The following is a 20,187-nucleotide window of genomic DNA, read 5'->3' on the forward strand; positions in this document are numbered from 1 at the left end:
GATGAACGAAATACGGTGGCTGCTGGGATATGTCCGCGTCCAGGCAAGGCCTATTACGTTGGGTCTGACCGCTGCTGCGCTGATCTCCCCCATCCCCGGAATCATGGCGTGGCTCGTGAGGCCATTCATGGACGGCGTCGTCATCAGCCGCAGCACCCAGCTTCTCGTGACAATTCCTTTGATTCTTGTAGGGCTGGCGATCTTCAAAAGTCTTATGACCTATTATTACAGTTATTCATTAAATGCAGCCGGGCAAAGACTGGTGGCGGAAATCCGCAACGATCTCGCCGGCCATTACCACCGGTCATCGATGAGTTTTTTCGACCGAAGCATGTCAGGCGAACTTCTTTCGAGGGTCAGCTATGACGTTTCGCTGATCGAACGGATCGTCCCGGCCCTGGTGGACCTCATCGCCGCGCCTCTCACCGTTTTCTGGCTGCTCGGGGTGGCGTTCTGGCAGGACTGGAGAATTACGGCGTTTTCTTTGATCGTGTTTCCCGTGGTTGGATGGGGACTGGCCGTGGCGGCGAAGAAGGTGAAGGCCCGAAGCGGCGTGATCCAGACCAAGGTGGGCGAACTTCTCAGTCTCCTGGACGAAACGGTGGTGGGGGCGCGGATCGTGAAAGCTTTCAACATGGAACGCGAAGAGACAGATCGGTTTCGCGCGAAAAACGAAGAAGTCCTGGGTTCCGGCCTCCGAGCTTTGCGCATCGGGGTGCTGACTTCGCCGGCGGCGGAGCTTCTGGGCACGGCGGGTTTCGTGCTCGCCTTGGCATTCGGAGCTTGGCGCGTGATCGAAGGGGCGACCACGCCAGGGGCGTTCTCATCCTGCATCACGGCTTTGGCCCTTGTCTACCAGCCGCTCAAGAAGGCCAGCCGGCTGAACAACGTATTCCCGCCGGCGTTCGCGGCCGCGTCGAGAATTGAGAAATTCCTGAAGATCGAGCCGGAGGTGAAGGAACGGCCCGACCCCGTCGAGAAGCGAAGTTTCGACCGGGAAATCGTTTTCGAGAACGTTTCCTTCCGGTACGGGGAGCAATGGGCGCTTCAGGACTTCAACCTCAGGATTCGGAAGGGAGAAGTCGTGGCGCTGGTCGGGTCGAGCGGCGCCGGAAAATCGACGATGGTGAATCTACTTCTCCGATTTTACGACCCGACGCAGGGTCGGATTCTTTTGGACGACACCGACCTCCGCGATCTCTCGTTCGGATCCCTCCGGGCCCTCGTGTCCCTCGTGACGCAGGATCCGTTCCTCTTCAACACGACCATCGCCAAGAACGTCTTGTACGGCAGTCCGTCGAAATCAGAGGCCGATCTCCTTGAAGCTTCGAAAGTTGCGCAGTCGCATGGGTTTATCGAAAAACTCCAGAGAGGCTATGAGACCCTGGCCGGCGAGCGGGGCGGCCGACTCTCCGGCGGAGAACGCCAGAGGATCTCGGTGGCCCGGGCGATCGTGAAGGGTTCGCCCGTTCTTGTGATGGACGAGGCGACTTCCTCGGTCGATCTCGAAGTTGAGTCCGAAATCCAAAGATCCCTTGCGCCCGTTTTGGAGAGCCGGACAGCGATCATCATCGCACACCGGCTCTACTCCCTGCGGAATGTCGGTCGGATCATCGTTCTCGATCACGGGCGGCTCGCAGAGCAGGGATCGCACGAGGAACTCATGGCCCGACAAGGAGTCTACTTCCGTCTCTACCGTTCCCAACTCGCGGAGGACGAGCGCCTCACGCTCTTCCAGCCCCGGTAAACCTTCCTACCCGGCCCGCTCGTCAAGACGCAGGCTGAAGCCTGCGGCTACCGGCGATGTGAATCCTCGGTAGGCGCGGGCTTTAGCCCGCGGAAGACGCTCACCGGTTGCCGATGATGCTCCAAGATTCATGATGTTCGCGCCGACGATTGTGGACTCCTGCCGTTCACCATGTGCCGCCTCAATGCGGCGGGAAAAGCCGACTGTGATTTAGGTCACAGACAGCCTTTGACAACCCGTGTAGATTTCACCACACTATGCGCATGACCCCGAATCGCCTCTCGCCTTTCTTTCTGCTCACGACTTGCCTCTCGCTACTCATCATTCTTTCCTCCTGCTACCGCAAGTCCTCCGACCTGCCTCCCCGCAAGAGTGCCGGGATCTCCACTTTGGTTCCCCTGGACATTGCCGTTCCGCTCTCGCCCGAGGTGGCGGCGGCCCTCAACGGGGTGGCGGACGTGGACGGACTGGCGGCGAACGTAACGGTGAACGGTTCGCCCATGGCGGAGGGAGTGCGCGGAGGTGTGCGAGGTGGAGTTCGCGGCGCCGAGCAGGGCGGGGTGCGCGGCGGAGTGAGAGGCGGCGTTCGAGGAGCGGAACAAGGGGGTGTGCGGGGAGGCGTCCGCGGCGGAGTAAGGGGGGTGCCGGAGAGGGTTGACGCGGTAGCCGCACCCTTTACGGGTGCGTCCTCGGACGCGGGCATAAAGCCCGCGCCTACCAAGAAATCCCGTCACGTAGCCAAACGTCAGGCGTCGGGCGCTCCCGAACTCGAATATTTCTTCGAAGTGTCGATTGACATCCCGCCCGAGGGCTTCCTGGATGGCAAGAACGATTTCAAGACCACGATCCGTCCGGCGAGCGAGGACGTGCCGCTCGTGGAAGTCAGCACGCCGGTAACGATCAAGATTCCCGCGCCCTCCGAGGATGGTGCCCCTCCTGCCGCGGGTGGGGGTGGTTTCCCTCTCGAGGTTGAGGAGACCCCCATCGCCGCCAAGGACATCCAGCTTCCCAAGTCCGAGGGATCGACGGTCTCGACGCTGGTGAAGGTCTCGGTGGCCATCCAAGAGGCGAAGGCGAGCGGGGCGACGGGGAAGGACCTCTTTTCCCAGGCAATCACCAAGACGAAGGACGTGAGTTACAAGCCCTCTGAGGAGCAGGTGAAGGCCACGTTCAAGACCCTCGCCCAGGACCTCAAGGCGACGGTGATCGCGCAGATCAAGGCGGAGATGGCGGAGCTTGAGGCGCTGGGAGTCGAAGGCTATACGTTCTCCGTCGAAGAGCTGGAGTCTGTCGAGATCGACGTGGAGGTGGACCTGACGGCGCCCGAGACCATCGCCTCCATCAGTCCCGACGCCGCCGAGGAGGGGGTTCCCATCACCCTCACCGCCTCCTGTTTTGACTCCTCCGAGATTCAGTCCGTAGGGGCGCGGCATGCCGCGCCCGTCCACCGCCAGGCTGAGACGGACGAGTCCTGCACCTTTGTATGTTCGGTGAACGGCGAACCCTTCGAGTACTGCGCCTCCGGCGAGTCGGTGACGCTGCCGGCGGGAACCTACACCCTTCTTGTGGCCGCGGAGGACGAGCTGGGGAACCGGGACGAATCGCCCGTCGAGATCACCTTCACCGTGGTTCCGGGAGGCTCCTTCACCTGCGGGAACGACCTCTGCGAGCCGGGCGAGAGCGAGACGACCTGTCCCGCCGACTGCCTGGCCGTCTGTGGGGATTCCATCTGCGAGGACGACGAGACGGTGGAGACCTGTCCCCAAGATTGCGACGTGACCGCCCCTGAGACGGAGATTACCGTGAAGCCCTTCCTGATCTCGAACTCCACCTCCGCCGCCTTCGAGTTTACCTGCGCTGACGCGGTAGGCGCACCCTTTACGGGTGCGTCTTCGGACGCAGGCGTAAAGCCTGCGGCTACCTGCGTTTTCTTCTGCCAACTCGACATCGGCACCCCCGAACCGTGCACCTCGCCCTTCAGCGCCACCGTCGGCGAGGGATTCCACACCTTCGCCGTCTACGCCGAGGACGAATCGGGCAACGCGGACGACTCCTGGGCGTACTACGACTGGACGGTGGACCTCACCGCGTCCGACACCCAGATCCTCACCGGTCCCGCCGGTTACACGGACGAGACGACGGCCACGTTCACGTTCAAGAGCGCGGACACAGGCGTCATCGGTTTCGAGTGCTCGTTGGACGGGGGCGCCTGGCAGGGCTGTTCCTCGCCGTACACCGCCCCGTACTCCCTCGATGCGGGGGAGCACACGTTCTTCGTTCGTGCCTACGACTCGGCGAACAACCCGGATGCCTCCCCGGCGGGGTACGCGTGGACCATCGATCTGACGCCCCCCGGCGTCTTCTTCTACAGCGGTCCCGATACGGTCACGAACGCGAGCACGGCCACGTTCGACTTCGATTCGACGGATACAAGCGTGGAGTTCTTCACCTGCTCCCTCGACGACGGTCCCGAGATCGACTGCGATGCGCCCTACACCGTTCCGGTGACGCTCACCGAGGGCCTCCACTGGTTCATCCTGATCGGGTACGACGTGGCGGGCAACCCGTCGTCCGCCGTGGGCTACCTCTGGATCGTGGACCAGACCCCGCCCGGCGCCGTGATCGGCTACCCCGCGAACGCCGGGAGCTACGCCTCGGCCTCCGTCACCTCCATCACCGGCACGGCGAGCGACACGGACTCCAGCGTCCTCTTTGTCGAGATCAGCCTCAAGAGCTCAGACAACTATTACTTCGATGGATCGAGCTGGGTGACCCCCGAAACGTGGCTGATGGCGGACATCACGCCCGACCCGTCTGGGACGGATACCTGGTCCTACGACCTCCTCAGTTCGCTCTCGCCCGACAGCTACACCCTCAAGGCCGTCGCCACGGACGAGGCGTACAACGAGCAGGCCACTCCGGATCAGATCACCTTCACCATCAGCGGGGGAGGGGATACCACCGCGCCGACCTTCGCCGGCCTCGATTCCACCAGCACCGTTTCATCGACCGAGCTCAATCTTGCGTGGATCGCCGCGTCGGACGCCGTGAGTCTTCCGGGCAACATCAGCTACGACATCTGCGAATCCACCACGCAGGGCGCCTGCGTCAGCACCTTCACGGTGAACGCCAGCGTCGTCGGCGTCACCACCACCAACCGCACTGGATTGACCCCTTCGACCACCTACTACTACGTCGTCCGCGCCCGCGACGAGGCAGCCAACACCGACACGAACGTCGTCGAACTGGGCGCCGTCACCGCCGCCGGAGGCCCGCCCACCGGCGTCGCCGTGGCGATCACCAACCACCTTGGCGACCACACCTGTAGCCTATCCGCCTCAGGCGGAGTCCAATGCTGGGGACTCAACGGTAATGGTCAGCTCGGGGACGGGACAGTGGTCAACAAGTCGACTCCGGTGGCTGTGTCCACGCTGACCGCGGCCGCCGCCGTCGCGGCTGGGCAATATCACACCTGCGCGCTGGGATCGGACGGCACGGTCCAATGCTGGGGATTCAATACTTCGGGTCAGTTAGGGGACGGGACGACGCTGAACAAGACAACCCCCGTGGCTGTCTCGACGCTCAGCGGTGTCGTCGCCTTGGCGGGAGGGAACGCTCACACTTGCGCGCTCGGCTCGGATGGCACGGTCAAATGCTGGGGATACAACACCTATGGTGGGCTAGGGGACGGAACGACGGTGAACAAATCCACGCCCGTGGCTGTGAGCCCAGTCACGAACACCTTGGCCGTCGCCCTCGCGTGCGGGAACACCCACACCTGCGCGCTCGGCTCGGACGGGACGGTCCGATGCTGGGGATACAATGGCAACGGTCAGATTGGGGACGGGACGACAGGCGATAAATTGACTCCCGTGGACGTCTCCTCGCTCAGCGGTGCCATCGCCGTCGTGGGAGCGGACTTTCACACTTGCGCGCTCGGCTCGGACGGCACGGTCAAGTGCTGGGGTTTCAATGGTTCGGGTCAGCTAGGGGATGGGACGACGGGCGACAAATCGACTCCCGTGGCCGTGTCCACACTGAGCGCGGCTGTCGCCGTCGCGGCAGGGGGCAATCACACCTGCGCGCTCGGCTCGGACGGCACGGTCAAGTGCTGGGGATTGAATATGGATGGTCAGCTTGGCGACGGGACGAACGCCGATTCATCCACCCCCGTGGCCGTGTCGACGCTCAGCGATGCGATTGCCATCGCGGGGGGCCACGATCACACCTGTTCCCTTCTTTCCGACGGCACGGTGAAGTGCTGGGGGTACAATGCCAGTGGTCAGCTCGGGGACGGGACGTCGGCGGATAAGTTCACTCCCGTCGCCGTCACCTCCCTCACCGGCACGGTCGGCGTCAAGCGCCCCGCTCCCGCCGAGGGCGGCGGGACAGGCCGGCCCTTCCGCGAAGGGATCTCGGGGCGGCACGGCTATCACGCCTGCGCACTTCTGTCGGATGGCACGGTCAAATGCTGGGGCAATACCAGTAACATCTTGGGTTATCTCGGAGACGGCACCACCGTGGGCAACGTGACGCCGGTAGCCGTCAGCTCCTTGTCCAACGCCGTTGCCGTGGCGGCTGGATATGACCAAAGCTGCGCACTTCTGTCGGACGGCACGATCAAATGCTGGGGGCATGGCGGGTACGGCCAACTCGGGGACGGGACAACGGCGGATCAAGTGACGCCGGTAGCTGTAGCCTCAATCTCGACCGCGATCGCCGTTGCGACGGGGGATAGCTTCGCGTGCTCGCTCCTGTCGGACGGGACGGTTAAGTGCTGGGGGTGGAACGCCTACGGCCAGCTAGGGGACGGTACGACAACCGACAAGACAACTCCAGTCGCCGTAACCTCTCTCTCGGATGCCGTGGCCATCGCGGCTGGAGGCTATTTCCACTGTTCGCTCCTTGCGGACGGAACCGTCAAGTGCTGGGGCTACAATGCCACCGGTCAGCTTGGCGATGGGACGAACACGGATGCGTCCATTCCCGTCACCGTCAGCACCCTCACAAATGCCGTGGCCGTGTCGGCCGGCTACGACCACGCCTGCGCACTCCTCTCGGACGGGACAGCCAGGTGCTGGGGCCTCAACCTGCAAGGCAGACTTGGGGATGGTACAACCATCGACAAGTCCACCCCCGTAGCCGTCAGTTCGCTGTCGAATGCCGTAGCCGTAGACGCAGGGGGCGGTCACACATGCGCGCTCCTCTCGGACGGGACGGTGAACTGCTGGGGGTACAACGGCAGCGGCACTCTCGGGGATGGGACGAGCGCGAGTAAGTCCACCCCCGTCGCCGTCAGCACCCTTACGAATGTCGTGGCCGTCATGGCGGGAGGCTACAATACCTGTTCCATTCTCTCTGACGGAACGGCTCGATGCTGGGGCCGCAACCAAGACGGCCAACTTGGCGACGGCACCACCACCAACGCCCTCACCCCCGTCCCGGTCACGAATCTTCCGTGAACCTGCGATCGGACGAGCCTTCGTAGGGGAGACTTCGTAGGGGAGCAGCTTTAGCTGCTCCCTCCTCTTGGGAGGACTTGGGAGGACCTAAAGGTCCTCCCCTACAATTCATCCGCTTCGTTGCACTACACCTGTTCCCTTCTCTCCGACGGCACCGTCAACTGCTGGGGGTCCAATCTGTACGGCCAACTCGGCGATCGCGCTGAGCGCGACTCGCGCCCCGCTCAGCGGGACGACGGCGAACAGATTGACACCGGTTCCGGTGCCCAATCTTCCGTGACCCGTGGTCCGTTCTTCGTAGCGTCCGGTTTCATACCGGACGATCTTCCGCCCCGTGTAGAACGGGGCGCTACGAGTTCTTCTTGCGCGCCACTGGCCACGTCCTCCCTCACCCCGGTCTCCGCAACAAGCTTGCCCTGACCGGGCGGCGAGAGTAAGATCAAACCATGGATACAAAGAACGGGCGTCGGATCACCGACCACCAACTCATCACGGTTTTCAAGGGCATCGATTCCAGACTGCGCAAGCTGGAGGTGCTTCCCGGCCAGGTCCAGCAACTTCACAAGCAAATGGGGCTTGTGGTTGACCGCCTGGATCGGCTCATTGAGGAAGTTGTCCGCTCCCGGACCTTCGATGCCGGCAAATCCCAGCAATTGGAGAGACGAGTCGAAGCTCTCGAGAAAAGAGCATCGGATTCCTGAGAAGCGCCCTCCCAGCCCACCGTACTCTCGCTACTGAATCTCAATCTTCTCCATCGCCTGCGGCACATGGCAGACCCAGCCGAGCGTGTCCCGCAGCTTCATTCTCAGGGTGTCCGAAGCCTGCGGTTCTCCGTGGACGATGAGCGTTTGCCGCGGCGGTCTCTTGAACCCGCGCAGCCAGCGGAGAATCTCCTCCTGATCCGCATGGGCGGACAAAGCGGTCATCTCGCGGACCTCCGCGGCGACGGGGTAGTACTCACCGTGCATCTTGATCTCGGGGGCGCCTTCGCGGAGGAGGCGTCCACGCGTTCCCGCCGCCTGGTATCCCGTTAGCAAGATACAATTCCGCCGGTCTCCAAGCCGCTCTTCCAAGTGGCGAAGCACCCGACCCCCGGTGAGCATTCCGCTGCCGGCGATCACGATCGAGCTCTTCCTCTTGTGCAGGACTTCTTCCGATTGCTGCGCGCTCCGGACCATCACGGCGGCTGAATCCAACGCCCGGCATTCGGCAGGAGAAAGTCGGTGCCACGAGGAGTGGCTCAGGAAGATTTCCGTGGCCTGGATCGCCATCGGGCTGTCGAGGTAAATCGGCAGATTGGGTATCCGATTCATCCGTTTGAGTTGGGACAGAAGGTAGAGCAGCTCCTGCGCGCGCCCGACGGCGAAGCTGGGGATGATGAGATGGCCTCGGCGCCCGGTAACCTCGTCCACCACGCGGGCTAGCGTATGAAGCGGGAGTTCCCGAACATGCCGGCGGTCGCCGTAGGTGGATTCGATCACCAGTGTGTCCGCGCGGTCCACGGTTTCGGGTGGAGGATAGATGAGAGGTTTCTGGCGTCCCAAGTCACCGGTGAAGAGGATGCGGTGTCCTTCCACATCGAGTTCGACGAGGGCGGAACCGAGGATGTGGCCGGAGGGGCGGAGCCGGAATCGAATGCCCTCGCCGATCTCCTTCCACATTCCGAGCTGCAGGGTGGCGGCCTGTTTCAGCGCCGCGCGCGCCTCCTTTTCCGTGAAGAGAGGCCGGGCGGGTCGATGCTTGGAGTACCCCATCTCGTTGGCGGTGGCCGCCTCTTCCTCCTCGATCCGGGCCGCATCGACGAGCACGAGCCGGGCGAGATCGGCCGTCGGCGGCGTGCAAAAGATGGGACCGTCGAAGCCGCCCCGGGCCAGCAGGGGCAGGGCGCCGCAATGGTCGAGGTGCGCGTGAGTCAAGATGAGGGCATGGATTGAAGGAGGGTCGACGGGGAAATCCGCCCAATTCCGCAGTCGAAGCTCCTTCAGGCCCTGGAAGAGGCCGCAATCGATCAGGACTCGTCGTCTGCCCGCGTCGACGAGGAATTTGGAGCCGGTGACGGTTCCGGCCCCGCCGAGGAAGTAAATCGAAATGCGAGCCATTGAACGGGGATCAGAATGATCGGAAATTCCGGACGATGCAACCCGCCCTCGAGGTCGAGCCCCGTGCCAAGCATAGTCCGAAGTTCGGCCTCCAAGATTACGGCCTGCCTACCGGGAGGAACGCGTGCTTTGAAATCGCATGGGGAGGATGGAGGCGCCGCGCGGATCCTCTCGGGCGGGAGGTCCCTTGCGTTTTCGCAGATAGAGATCCCGGTCCGCTTCATGAATCAGCATTTCGGGAGTCGACCGTTTTCCGGGAGGAACCACTCCCTGGCCGATCGTTACAGAGACCGGGGCATCGAGTGTCAGGTTCGGCTGAGCGGAATCCCGAATGGCGTTGGACATACGTTCCTTGAATTCCTCGATGCCGCTGTCGGTGGTTTCCGGAAGGAGGACAACAAACTCGTCCCCCCCGAACCGGAAAACGCTGTCCGTTCGTCGGATGGCTTCACGAAGCGCGGCCCCTACCTGGGCAAGGACATCGTCGCCCGCGGCATGCCCGTACCGGTCATTGATCGCTTTGAAGCCGTTGAGATCCAGTAGCAGCAGGGCGAGTGAGCGATCATAGCGCTGCGCCCGCGCCAGCTCCTCCTCCAGTCTCTGTTCACAGTAGCGGCGGTTGCCGAGTCCGGTCAGAGGATCGGTGACGGAAAGTTTCTGGAGTTTGCGGTTGGCGCGGACCAATTCGGCGCGCTGCCTCCGCAGGCGATCCAAGGCGGTTCCCAGCACGAATCCGAAAAAAGAAAACGCCGCGAGGCTGCAAAGGGTAAGGTAAAGGTAGAGCGAGCTGGAGTTCTGGAGTTCGTGGGCAAGCCAGCCGCCGGTCTTGGCCCACCCTTCATGCTCTTCTACGAATCGGAGCAGCAGCCAACCCGTGGGTGCTCCCAGGCCGAGGAGTACCCCGGCCATGCCCAGACGGACGCGAAGGGACAGGGCCCGCGCGAAGCTGCGTCCCCTTGAGAAGGCATACCCCCAGTCCACCATCCTCAGTCTCATGAACCAAAGTCTACACCCCGGCGGCAAAGAGCGGGATGATGGGGGTCACTCTTAGGGACTGATCCCGCGGCGTGTGGCGCCACGGGATCCTCGCTCCTTGTAGGCGCAGCCTTCAGGCTGCGTCCGCATCGCGGGCTAAAGCCCCATGCCACGGAGGGTATGGGACCATGATATGTCGCCGCACCACGGATGGTGCGGCATGGAACATGGCCCGCGGCTACCGAATGTCCGAGGATTCTACTCGAAAATGCGGCCCTGAGTCTCGACGAGGAGTTGTGAGATCTGGGTCTTGAGGTTGATCGTGCGAATGGGAACGATGGGGACGAGCCGCCGGATCACCGCGAGGTGTTTCTGATACTCATCGTCGTCGCACTCGTTGGCCATCAGGCGCTTGGCGCTGCCGTTGATGCGCTCATTCGCCGAAGCCACGAAGGAGTAGCACATTTGAGAATGCAGCCGGGCCTTTTCCGGTCCTTTTTCCTGGAGGACGCGGGACGTGCGGGTGGCGGCGCAGTCCATGGCAAAAAGGTCCATGATCATGTTGCTCCAGACCATGAGCTGTTGCTGTTTGTCCTTCAAGTCGGCGAGGTTCTTCTGAACGAGAACATTCCCCACGTAGACGATGAGGCGCTTGGCCATCTCCACGGCGTGGCGTTCCCTCGCAAGCGGGCCGTTGGTCATGGCGGGGATCTTGGAGCCGTCCAACTCATCCTGCACCTGCTGCACGAAGGGCATGAGAGGGATCTTCCCTTCCATCGCCCGTTTCAGCACCGTGCTCGGAATGATGAGCCGGTTGATTTCGTTCGTGCCTTCGAAAATTCGGTTGATGCGGGCATCGCGGTAGTGGCGCTCGATGGGATAGTCTTTGAGAAAACCGTATCCGCCGAGGACTTGGAGCGCCTCATCGGCCACGTAATCGAGAGTTTCCGTTCCGAAAACCTTGGAGATCGAGCACTCCACGGTGTATTCCTCGATGGCCGCCGCCGCTTCCTTGTAGTAGGTGGGGCTGTTCTTGTCGAGGTCCTTCAAGGCGGCATCGACAAAACCCGCGCTGCGATAGTTGATGCTGTCCGCCACGAAAATCCGCGTCGCCATGTCGGCCAGCTTCTGCTGGATCGCGCCGAACTCGGCAATGGGCCGGTTGAACTGCTTGCGCTCGGATGCGTATTTCACGGCCGTTTCGAGGCACTCCTTGGCCGTGCCCACGGAGCCGCCGCCCAGTTTGAGGCGACCCACGTTCAGGATGTTGAACGCGATCTTGTGCCCGCGGCCGCGTTCCCCCAGGAGCCTGTCCGCGGGAATCCGGGCATCCTCCAGGATCAACGGCCGGGTGGAGGAGCCGTGAAGGCCGAGTTTGTGTTCTTCGGCGCCGACGGAGACGCCGGGGTCCGTCTTCTCCACCAGGAAGGCGGTGAATTCCCGGCCGTCGATCTTGGCGAAGACGGTGAAGAGGTCGGCGAAGCCGGCGTTGGTGATGAACTGCTTTACGCCGTTAAGGACATAGTGCTTGCCGTCCGGCTGGAGGACGGCCGTGGTTTTGGCGGCGAGGGCGTCTGAACCGGCCTGCGGCTCGGTCAGCGCATAGGCGGCGAGAATCTCGCCGGTGCCCAGCTTCGAGAGGTACTTCTTCCGCTGCTCTGCGTTGCCGTAGTACACGATAGGGAGGGTGCCGATGCCGGTTTGCGCTCCGAGGGTGACCGCGAAGGAGGCATCCTTCGCGAATTCTTCGGAGAGCCGCATGGCCATGGACTTCGAGAGGGCGAGACCACCGTACGCCTCTGGCAGTTCGACGGCCAGGAATCCATTCTGGCCCGCCTTCTTCAGAAGCTGGACGATCAGCCCTTCCTGCTTCTGATCGAGCTCCTCCTTGCGGGGAAGGACTTCCTGGAGCATGAAATCCCGGGCCGCTTGGACGAGGGCCCGATCCTCGGCGGTGAAATCCTCGGGCGTGAAAATCGAGACCGATCCGAACGGTTCGGTGATAAATGCGCAACCTTTCATGACGGCCATGCTGACAGCGATAATGTCAGACCTGTATGACCGCGGTCAACCCCGCAATCCCGCGAGCCGCGGTCGCAGAGGGTGGGTTGGAGCCGAAGACGGATTCGGCTGAAAGGGGATCGCTGGTGTCAGATCCTCGCCGGAATAGGTGTGGGGACAGCCCACCACTCAGGCCGCGTCTCCGGCGGCCTTCTCAAGCTGCTGGTAAAGGGCGGGTTGTTCCTCGCGAATCCGCTGGAGGGCGGTGCGGCCGACAAACGTGAGGGCCACTTCGCTCTCCGCCCGCGCGGAGAACGGAAGGCCCACGTCGGCCATCAGAACCTGGAACCCCAGGACACACGGATCGGCGCACTCGCGCACCTTCCGCCGTCCCTTCAGGAAGGCGATCTTCCCGGACTCATGCACATAGACGCCGAGAGGACGGTGGCCTTCGTAGAACACGACCTGCCCCCGCTGGTACGCCTGCTGTGTTCCCCGCGTCTTGAGTTGATCCAATGACTCGGTATCAAGCTTGAGCGCAAGGGGTTTCTGAACTCTTCGACCCTTCGCCAAGGGCAGGGGGATGGGAATGGCGCGTTCGCCCGATTCCGCCTGTGCATCTTTCATCGGTCCATTGTCCTTCGCCGGGTCTCTCCTGAACATGATGTGGGTCAACTTCCTCCCCGTTCCATGGGCCGGCTAGGCCTCCGAGTCCACCAACTCATCGATTTTGCGCGGATTGAGAACCGTGATTTGGCGGCCTTTGAGGCGAATGAACCCGCGGTCTTCCATGTCCTTCAAGATGCGAATGGTCGTTTCGAGGGCCAGCCCAGCGCGCTGGGCAAGATCCTGCCGCCGGATCGGGGGGAGCGGTACGGGGAGGTTGTCGAGTCTGGGTGTATGGCCCCTCACCGCCACCGCCAGGATCTCCGCCACGCGACGGTAGGAGCCGTGGTAGGCCATCGTCAGGGCGATTTCCTCCGCCTGGCCGACCTGCTCGGCCAGCTGTCGAATCAGCCGCATCATGAGGGTCGGCTGTCGTTTCAGGAGGTCGAAGAAATATTCCCTGTCCAGGAAGGTGACCACGGAGAGCTCCGTGGCCTCCACCGTGGCGGAGAAGGGTTCATCCAGCAGCAGAGAGCGGTAGCCGACCAGCGTTCCGGCGCGGCCCAGGCGGACGGCCAGTTGGTGCCCGGATTCGTCCGTCTTGCACACCTTGGCCTGCCCGCTGCAAAGAAGGAAGACGCCGTGGGGGCGCACCCCTTCGTGGGCGATGACTTGGTTCTTTTTGTATCGGTTGGCGATCAATCGCTCCTCGATCGTCGCCCTCTCGGAGGGATCAACCCCGGAAAAATAGCAGTGAGAATTGACGAGGCACTCGCCGCAACCGCAAGTGGCGCGGGTACGCGCCGCCGATAGTTTAAGCCTGCTCGACGCGGCGGCCAATCAACCTCCTAGGAGATGCATGGGAGTTTGGACCCGGTGGCCCGGAGGCGGCACGGCCGCGGCGGGTCGGCGATCATCCCCTTTGAGCCATTCGATGCATCCTGCCGGCTTGCGCGAAACGATGTCGCGGATCAGCGACTCCAGATCGTCGTCCGACCCGCCGTTCCGGAGGACGGCCCTGAGGTCGTTGGATCGGTCGCGGGCGTAGAGGCAACTGACGAGTCGCCCGTCCGACGTGAGCCGCAACCGGTTGCAGGTGTTGCAGAAGGGGCGCGTGACGGAGGGGATAATGCCGATCCGCCCGGCCCAGCCCGCAGGGAGGTATTCGCGGGCCGGGCCGTCCGATACCGGCGGATCTGTTGGTTCGAGTGCCACCGATGTGGCGAGTCTTTGGATCACCTCGTCGAACGCGACGACGCGCGACGGGTTCCAAAGGCCCGACCCATCGAAGGGCATGAACTCGATGAACCGGACGACGTAGGGATCATGTTCGGCGAGACGCGCGATGGATTCGATCTCATCGTCGTTCACGCCGCGAATCAGGACGCAGTTGATCTTGACGCGCAGGCCGACTTCCGCGGCGCTCGCGATGGAGTGGAGCACCCGCGCGACGGCGTCCACCCCCGTGATGAGCATGAACTTCTCGCGTTTGAGCGAATCCAGGCTCACGTTCACGGTGGATACGCCGGACTCCTTGAGTTCCTGCGCGTGGCGCGCCAGACCGAATCCGTTCGTGGTCAAGGCGATCCCGCCGATGCCGGGAATGGCATGCAATCGTTTCACCAGATCGGGGAGGTCGTTCCGGAGGAGGGGTTCGCCGCCCGTCAGCCGGATGCGATCAATCCCCATCCCGGCCAACAGCCGCACGAGGCGCTCGATCTCCTCGAAGGACAGAAGGTCGGAGCGTTGCACCCAGCCCCCTTCGGGCGAGCAGGGCAGGCAGTACATGCAGCGCATGTTGCACCGGTCCGTCACCGACAGCCGGAGCTTGGTCACCGGACGCCCGAGCGAATCCTGAAGAGGACGCAGAGTCATCCTTCGTCACACCTCCGGACGATGGTCCTTGAGCGCCTTTCTGAATTCGATGAGTGATTTGCCAAGGCCGCGGAACAGTTCCGGGAGACGCCCTGCGCCGAATACGAGCACGACGATCAGGGCGATCACCACGATCTCCCGCCATCCGATGTTGCCGAGCATGATTTACATCCTTTCGCGTCTTGAACGGCCGGACATCCGCCGGCAGGTTGCAGTCTGTCAGCTCCAGAACATAGAAATATGACCGATATCAGGTTTCTCATTCTTGATATTTCCCCTCCGCCAGAATAGGATGCGCTCATGGTTGAGCAGCCCCAATTCATGATCGAGTCAGATCTGACCCGAGGGCTCTATTCGGAGGCGGGGAAAGTCTCCCAGAGCACGGAACCTATTCTGATCATCGGTGAGACGGGAACCGGCAAGGAGGTTCTCGCCCGCCACATTCACAACCGATCGACCCGATCCTCCGGCCCGTTCATTCCCCTCAATTGCGCGGCGATGCCGGAGACGCTCGTCGAGAGCGAGCTGTTCGGTTACCGGAAAGGCGCCTTCACGGATGCCAAGTCCGACAAGTCCGGCGTGATCGAAATGGCCAACGGCGGGACGCTGTTTCTGGACGAAATTGCGGAGCTGCCGGGCCCCGCACAGGCCAAGTTCCTCCGCGTGCTCGAAACGGGCGAGTTCATGCCCTTGGGTACCGTTCAGTTCCGTCGCAGCGATTTCCGCCTGGTCTGCGCCACCAACAAGAACCTTCAGAAGGATCGGCGGGATTTCCGGGATGATCTATTCTATCGGGTCAGCACGTTCACGCTTTTCCTCCCGCCTCTCCGGGATCGGAAGGACGAGATCCCCCTCTTTGTAAACAGTTTTCTGAACCGGAATGGGCGCGAGGCGGCGTCCATTTCTACCCAGGCCATGGAGCTCCTTCTCTGCTACACGTGGCCGGGGAATATCCGTGAGCTCCGCAATGTGATGCACCACGCCTTGGCGCTGGCGGAGAATGAAATCCGTCCCGAGCACCTGCCGAAATGGCTCCTGGATTTCTGCCCGCGAAGGGACGTAATGGAGAGCGACGACGTAGGCGCCAAAATCGCATGTTTCGAGCGGTGCCTGATGCAGTCGTATCTGGACCGCGGCGCCAGCGTGGGCGAGTTGAGCAAGGTAATCGGCGTGCCGCAGAGCACTGTCTATCGCAAATTGAAGAAGGGCGGGGTGCTCACCCCCAAGAAGGCCAAATCGGCCCTCAAGGCCAGGCCGGAGAAATCGTGATGCTCTGGATAAAATTTGTTCATGTGGCCGCGGTGATCCTCTGGTTCGGATCGGCGGCGGCGGATGTCATTCTGGAATTGGTCCTCAAGAAGACCGTCTCCCGGGACGGCCAACTCGCGCTCATTGGACTGCACGCGAAGGTCGATCAAATATTGGAGGCCCCGGCGATCGTCCTCACCCTTTTCACGGGAATATTCCTTCTTTTCTTTGGAGGTGCGCAATGGCCGGGCGTGCTGGTGGTCAAAATACTGTGCGCGCTGGCGGCGGCCGGAGCCAATCTCTATTGCGTGAAAGTGGTGGTGGAGCGGGATCGCTGGGCGCGCGGGGCGGCCCCGGACGTGTCGCTCCTGCAGAGTCCGGAAGGGAAGAGTCTGGCGCTTCGAATTTTCGCAACGGGGTCGGGAATTCCTTTCGCCGCCGTCGCCCTGGCGATTGCCGTCGTCTACCTGTCGAAGTAGGTCAGTTCCGGACGGCTTTCCGCTCTCTGAGCAACTTCAATCCCGGGCAGTGGGCCCGTGTGCACGTGCACTCCACCCCCAGGATCTGAGCGAGAAAATCGCGCAACTGGAGAAGCCTCTTCCGATCCTGCTTTGCGTTGATGTGTTCCACGCGGGACACAATATCGAGCGTGACCTCGGGAAGAGTCTGGTTCGAGATGAATGCGATAGTCACGGGGCAGAGGTGCAGCGCATCGGTGATCTTGGAGAGAGTGGTGAAGGTGACATTGGCCCGGCCGCGTTCCACGCGGTTGTAGTACCGGACGTCAAGTTTGGACATGCGGGCGATCTGAGCCTGCGTTTTTCTCACGCCCAGACGAGCCTGCCGGAGCAGGTTCCCCATCTGAATCAGAGCTTGCTTGTCTCCCATTAAACCAAGTTGATGATCGCTCAAAGTGATATAGATCACAATTGGGGTAAAAGGCGATAATCACTGGGTAAATCACCCTATGCGTGTATTGACGGGGCACGCCGGATGGGAGATTTGTTGGGTCACGATGAGCAAGATCAAGCCCCGCAGAGTGACCCCACGAGAGAAAACAAAGAGGTCGAGGAAGCCTCGCCCGGGGCGTTGGTCTGAATCTCTTCAAGCGAAGGCCAACCGTCTCGAGTCCGTCCTGTTCATGGCAGTGGGGGTCGTTCACGATTTCAATTCTGTCCTCACGGGGGTTCTGGCCTCCTTGGAAGGGGCAAAGTCGGGCATCGAGCGCGTCCGCGCCGGGGCCATCGCGGACGCAGAACGGTCGGCTTGGAAGGCGCGGGAGCTTACAGCCGAACTCATGGCCGTCGCCGTGGACCGGCCGGAAAAACGCGAGCCCCTGGACCTTGTCGAATTGGTCCGGCGTTCAATGAAATTTGCCCTGCGGGGTGGGTGCGTACGCTGTGTGGAACGATTCGGCGACAACATCCGGCCCGTCGAAGGAAGTCGGAATCAGATCGGCCGGGTCATCCACAACCTGGCCCTGAACGCGCGGCAGGCGATGCCAAAGGGGGGAACCGTTCGTGTCGAGATCGTGAACGCGGCGCTGAGGAAGAGCGTTGGGAGGGGTCTTTCCAGGGGCGACTACGTGAGAATCACGCTGACCGACGAAGGACCGGGTATCCGGCCGGAGAGCCTGGGAAGAATATTCGAGCCTTTCTTCACGACGAAGGAGGGCGGGAGTGGGTTGGGCCTGGCCGTCGCCGCCGCCATCGTCAAGGCGCACGGGGGCGCCATCACGGCCGGCTCGGGATCGGGGGCCACCTTCAGCGTGTATCTCCCTGCACGACCACCGGCTTTGAAGCCGGCGCCCTGAAGGGTCTCCGCGCCCCCGGGTGGGCTTGACAGGGATCCCGTCCGATACTACAGTGTCTATAGTTTCGATACTTAGAAACTATGGGAAAGACCGAAAACGACCGGAGGATCTTTGAGCTGCACGCGCAGATCTGCAAAGTGCTGTCGAATCCGAGGCGGCTGGAAATCATTCACCACCTGCGGGGGGCCGAAGGAACGGTGAAGCAACTCGTCAACGCCACCGGGTACCCCAAGGCGAACTTGTCGCAGCATCTGAGCGTCATGCGCGCGGCGGGACTCCTCCGATCGAGGCGGAATGGACGGGAAATCCACTACCGCCTGGCTTTTCCGAAGATGTTGAAGGCGTACGATCTGCTTCGCGAAATCCTCTTCGAACGGATGCGGGAGCAGTCAAGAATGTTGGGAGGCAAACCATGAGAGTGCTGGACGAAAGCCGGGGAGGCGTGAAGTCGGGCGAACGGCTGGATTTGAAGGGCGCGGGGCTGCCCTTGGAAATCCGACGGGCGGCCCTGATCGTCTTCTGGAAGGGTCGCTGACAGACCTGCCGGCAGGAGGCTCCTGCCATACGAGGCGTGGCCGAGAAGTTCGGCCCGAAGGGACTTGATGTGGTCTACGTGGGCGCCATGGAGACCGCAGAAGATTGTGAGCGGTGGAAAAAAGAATACGGCCTGCCCTTCCCCGTGATTCCGGATCCCGAGGGCCAACTGTTCAGGCGGTTCGCCAACGGTTGGGTTCCTTTCAATCTGCTGGTGGGTCCGGACGGTCGAGTTGTGTTCTGCGAAAATGAGTTCGATGAAGCGGGCTACTCCCGCGAGATTGCGCGATTGTGCGGGGAACCGGCGCGCCCCCCATCCGCTCCTTCCCCCACAAGGGGGGAAGGGATGGTAGCCGCACCCTTCATGGGTGCGTCTTCAGACGCAGGCATTAAGCCTGCGCCTACCCCCTCCCCTTCAAAGGGTGGGGGTAACCACTCTAGCCCGCAAACCATCGTCATTCTTGGCGGAGGGACAGGAGGCATCGTGGCCGCCCATCACTTGCGCAAGAGACTGCCGCGCGAGCACCGGATCGTCCTGATCGACCGTTCGGAGTCGCATCTCTTTGCCCCCTCGCTCCTGTGGATGATGGTGGGCCTGCGTCGCGCCGAACAAATCCGACGGCCGCTGATGCGTCTGAAATCGAAGGGCATCGAATACCATCATGGAAGTGTGAATGGGATCGATACCGAGAATCGAATGATCCATGCCGATGGAGCGGATATCCCTTACGACCACCTCGTGATTGCCCTCGGTGCGGAGACGGCGCCGGAGTCCATCCCGCACTTTGAGGATAAGGCGCACAATCTCTACTCCGTGGAAGGCTGCACCCGATTGCACGAGGCTCTGGAAAGCTTTCAAGGTGGAGCGATCACCGTGCTGATCCCGTCCATGCCGTTCAAATGCCCGGCCGCACCCTACGAGGCGGCCTTTCTGGTGGAAGCATTCGCTCGGAGGAGGGGAATCCGCGACAAGACCGACATCCATCTCCTGACCCCTGAGCACCAGCCGATGCCGGTGGCTGGGAAACTGCTGGGTGGGGCCATTGTGGAGATGCTGCGAAGCCGCGGGATTCACTACCATCCGTTATTCACGTTCAAAGAGCTGAACGGTGCGGAGGAACGGGTGGTGGCCGCGGACGGTCAGGCGGTGCGGGCGGGACTCCTGATCGGAATCCCGCCGCACCGTGCGCCGGCCGTGGTCCGCGAGGCGGGGTTGGCGGGAGTTTCCGGATGGATTCACGTGGATCCCCACACGATGAAGACGCAGGTGGACGGTGTGTACGCGATCGGCGACGTGGCAGCCGTCAAGCTCCCCAACGGAAAAATGCTGCCCAAGTCCGGCGTGTTCGCGCATTTCGAGGCGGAGGTGGTTGCAAAGAACATCGCCGCGGAGGTGGGCGGAGAGGGCGGGAACGCGGCGTTTGATGGCAAGGGTTATTGCTGGGTGGAAACGGGCGATGGGAGAGCCGGCTTCGCGAGTGGAAACTTCTTCGCGGAGCCGGAGCCGCGCATCACGATGCATAGACCAGGCCGGATGTGGCGATGGGGGAAGCTTGCGTTCGAGCAGTGGTGGCTCCGGCATTGGTTCTGAAGCGAGGCCGGTGATCAAGCACGCGGGCTGAAGCCCGCGGCTACCGGCAACGCTTGGTGGAGCGGTAGGCGCAGGCTTCATGCCTGCGTTGTCTCGACTTCGCGCCGCTCATTTGACGGATGTGTCTGATCCACATTCACCCGTTCTCCCACCGCGGAGTTGCTTGACGCTCGGACAGGGGCCATGTAGCGTCGCTGCCGGGAGGAAGTGTCGGGCTCAGCTCGACGAGAAAGGAG

At 62.3% G+C, this 20,187-nt stretch carries 17 protein-coding genes; 9 read left to right on the top strand and 8 right to left on the bottom strand.

All coding sequences use genetic code 11. The features are described from left to right. The first annotated feature begins 1 nt into the window (after position 1). From HYT87_11210 to HYT87_11225, 4 genes are all read left to right on the top strand, one after another. On the top strand, positions 2-1,747 hold the full coding sequence (locus HYT87_11210) for an ABC transporter ATP-binding protein (protein MBI2060328.1): 1,746 nt from the start codon (positions 2-4) through the stop codon (positions 1,745-1,747). 263 nt (positions 1,748-2,010) lie between these two features. Then, positions 2,011-7,209: a hypothetical protein gene (locus HYT87_11215; GenBank protein ID MBI2060329.1), complete on the top strand. Its 5,199-nt coding sequence runs from the start codon at positions 2,011-2,013 to the stop codon at positions 7,207-7,209. Positions 7,210-7,329: 120 nt separating this feature from the next. Next, complete coding sequence (locus tag HYT87_11220) at positions 7,330-7,629, top strand: hypothetical protein (protein ID MBI2060330.1); 300 nt, start codon at positions 7,330-7,332, stop codon at positions 7,627-7,629. Between the two features lie 26 nt (positions 7,630-7,655). Continuing rightward, positions 7,656-7,910, top strand: coding sequence for a hypothetical protein (locus tag HYT87_11225; GenBank protein MBI2060331.1), 255 nt, complete (start codon positions 7,656-7,658; stop codon positions 7,908-7,910). 30 nt (positions 7,911-7,940) lie between these two features. Here HYT87_11225 and HYT87_11230 read toward each other — a convergent pair whose 3' ends face one another. From HYT87_11230 to HYT87_11260, 7 genes are all read right to left on the bottom strand, one after another. Further along, positions 7,941-9,299 carry an MBL fold metallo-hydrolase gene (locus HYT87_11230; GenBank protein MBI2060332.1) on the bottom strand — a complete coding sequence of 453 codons (1,359 nt, stop codon included), beginning with the start codon at positions 9,297-9,299 and terminating at the stop codon, positions 7,941-7,943. Between the two features lie 117 nt (positions 9,300-9,416). Next, the gene (locus HYT87_11235) at positions 9,417-10,304 is read right to left on the bottom strand and encodes a GGDEF domain-containing protein (protein MBI2060333.1); all 888 of its coding nucleotides are present in this window, start codon (positions 10,302-10,304) and stop codon (positions 9,417-9,419) included. A 237-nt stretch (positions 10,305-10,541) separates the two neighbouring features. Further along, positions 10,542-12,314: an acyl-CoA dehydrogenase family protein gene (locus HYT87_11240; GenBank protein ID MBI2060334.1), complete on the bottom strand. Its 1,773-nt coding sequence runs from the start codon at positions 12,312-12,314 to the stop codon at positions 10,542-10,544. Positions 12,315-12,473: 159 nt separating this feature from the next. Continuing rightward, positions 12,474-12,911 (bottom strand): cyclic nucleotide-binding domain-containing protein, encoded by a 438-nt coding sequence (locus tag HYT87_11245; protein MBI2060335.1) that lies wholly within the window; start codon positions 12,909-12,911, stop codon positions 12,474-12,476. 72 nt (positions 12,912-12,983) lie between these two features. After that, the gene (locus HYT87_11250) at positions 12,984-13,730 is read right to left on the bottom strand and encodes a Crp/Fnr family transcriptional regulator (GenBank protein MBI2060336.1); all 747 of its coding nucleotides are present in this window, start codon (positions 13,728-13,730) and stop codon (positions 12,984-12,986) included. Next, the gene (gene moaA / locus HYT87_11255) at positions 13,731-14,765 is read right to left on the bottom strand and encodes a GTP 3',8-cyclase MoaA (protein MBI2060337.1); all 1,035 of its coding nucleotides are present in this window, start codon (positions 14,763-14,765) and stop codon (positions 13,731-13,733) included. A gap of 6 nt (positions 14,766-14,771) precedes the next feature. Next, positions 14,772-14,927 carry a twin-arginine translocase TatA/TatE family subunit gene (locus tag HYT87_11260; GenBank protein MBI2060338.1) on the bottom strand — a complete coding sequence of 52 codons (156 nt, stop codon included), beginning with the start codon at positions 14,925-14,927 and terminating at the stop codon, positions 14,772-14,774. A 138-nt stretch (positions 14,928-15,065) separates the two neighbouring features. Here HYT87_11260 and HYT87_11265 point away from each other — a divergent pair, with 138 nt between their 5' ends. Both HYT87_11265 and HYT87_11270 read left to right on the top strand, forming a co-directional pair. Next, on the top strand, positions 15,066-16,034 hold the full coding sequence (locus HYT87_11265; GenBank protein MBI2060339.1) for a sigma 54-interacting transcriptional regulator: 969 nt from the start codon (positions 15,066-15,068) through the stop codon (positions 16,032-16,034). Beyond that, positions 16,034-16,492 (top strand): hypothetical protein, encoded by a 459-nt coding sequence (locus HYT87_11270; protein ID MBI2060340.1) that lies wholly within the window; start codon positions 16,034-16,036, stop codon positions 16,490-16,492. The genes HYT87_11265 and HYT87_11270 overlap by 1 nt, the downstream gene beginning before the upstream one ends. A 1-nt stretch (position 16,493) precedes the next feature. On the opposite strand, the gene HYT87_11275 is transcribed toward HYT87_11270, so the two are convergent. After that, positions 16,494-16,901, bottom strand: a complete 408-nt coding sequence (locus HYT87_11275) for a helix-turn-helix transcriptional regulator (protein MBI2060341.1) — start codon at positions 16,899-16,901, stop codon at positions 16,494-16,496. 253 nt (positions 16,902-17,154) lie between these two features. Between HYT87_11275 and HYT87_11280 the strand changes: the two genes are divergently transcribed. The 3 genes from HYT87_11280 (at position 17,155) to HYT87_11290 (ending at position 19,951) form a co-directional block, all read left to right on the top strand. Then, positions 17,155-17,826 carry a hypothetical protein gene (locus tag HYT87_11280; GenBank protein MBI2060342.1) on the top strand — a complete coding sequence of 224 codons (672 nt, stop codon included), beginning with the start codon at positions 17,155-17,157 and terminating at the stop codon, positions 17,824-17,826. Between the two features lie 80 nt (positions 17,827-17,906). After that, positions 17,907-18,242, top strand: a complete 336-nt coding sequence (locus HYT87_11285) for a winged helix-turn-helix transcriptional regulator (GenBank protein MBI2060343.1) — start codon at positions 17,907-17,909, stop codon at positions 18,240-18,242. 155 nt (positions 18,243-18,397) lie between these two features. After that, complete coding sequence (locus tag HYT87_11290; GenBank protein ID MBI2060344.1) at positions 18,398-19,951, top strand: FAD-dependent oxidoreductase; 1,554 nt, start codon at positions 18,398-18,400, stop codon at positions 19,949-19,951. Positions 19,952-20,187 lie beyond the last annotated feature (236 nt).

The organism is Nitrospirota bacterium (assembly GCA_016180645.1).
In the GTDB taxonomy this organism is placed as follows: Bacteria; JACPQY01; JACPQY01; order JACPQY01; family JACPQY01; genus JACPAV01.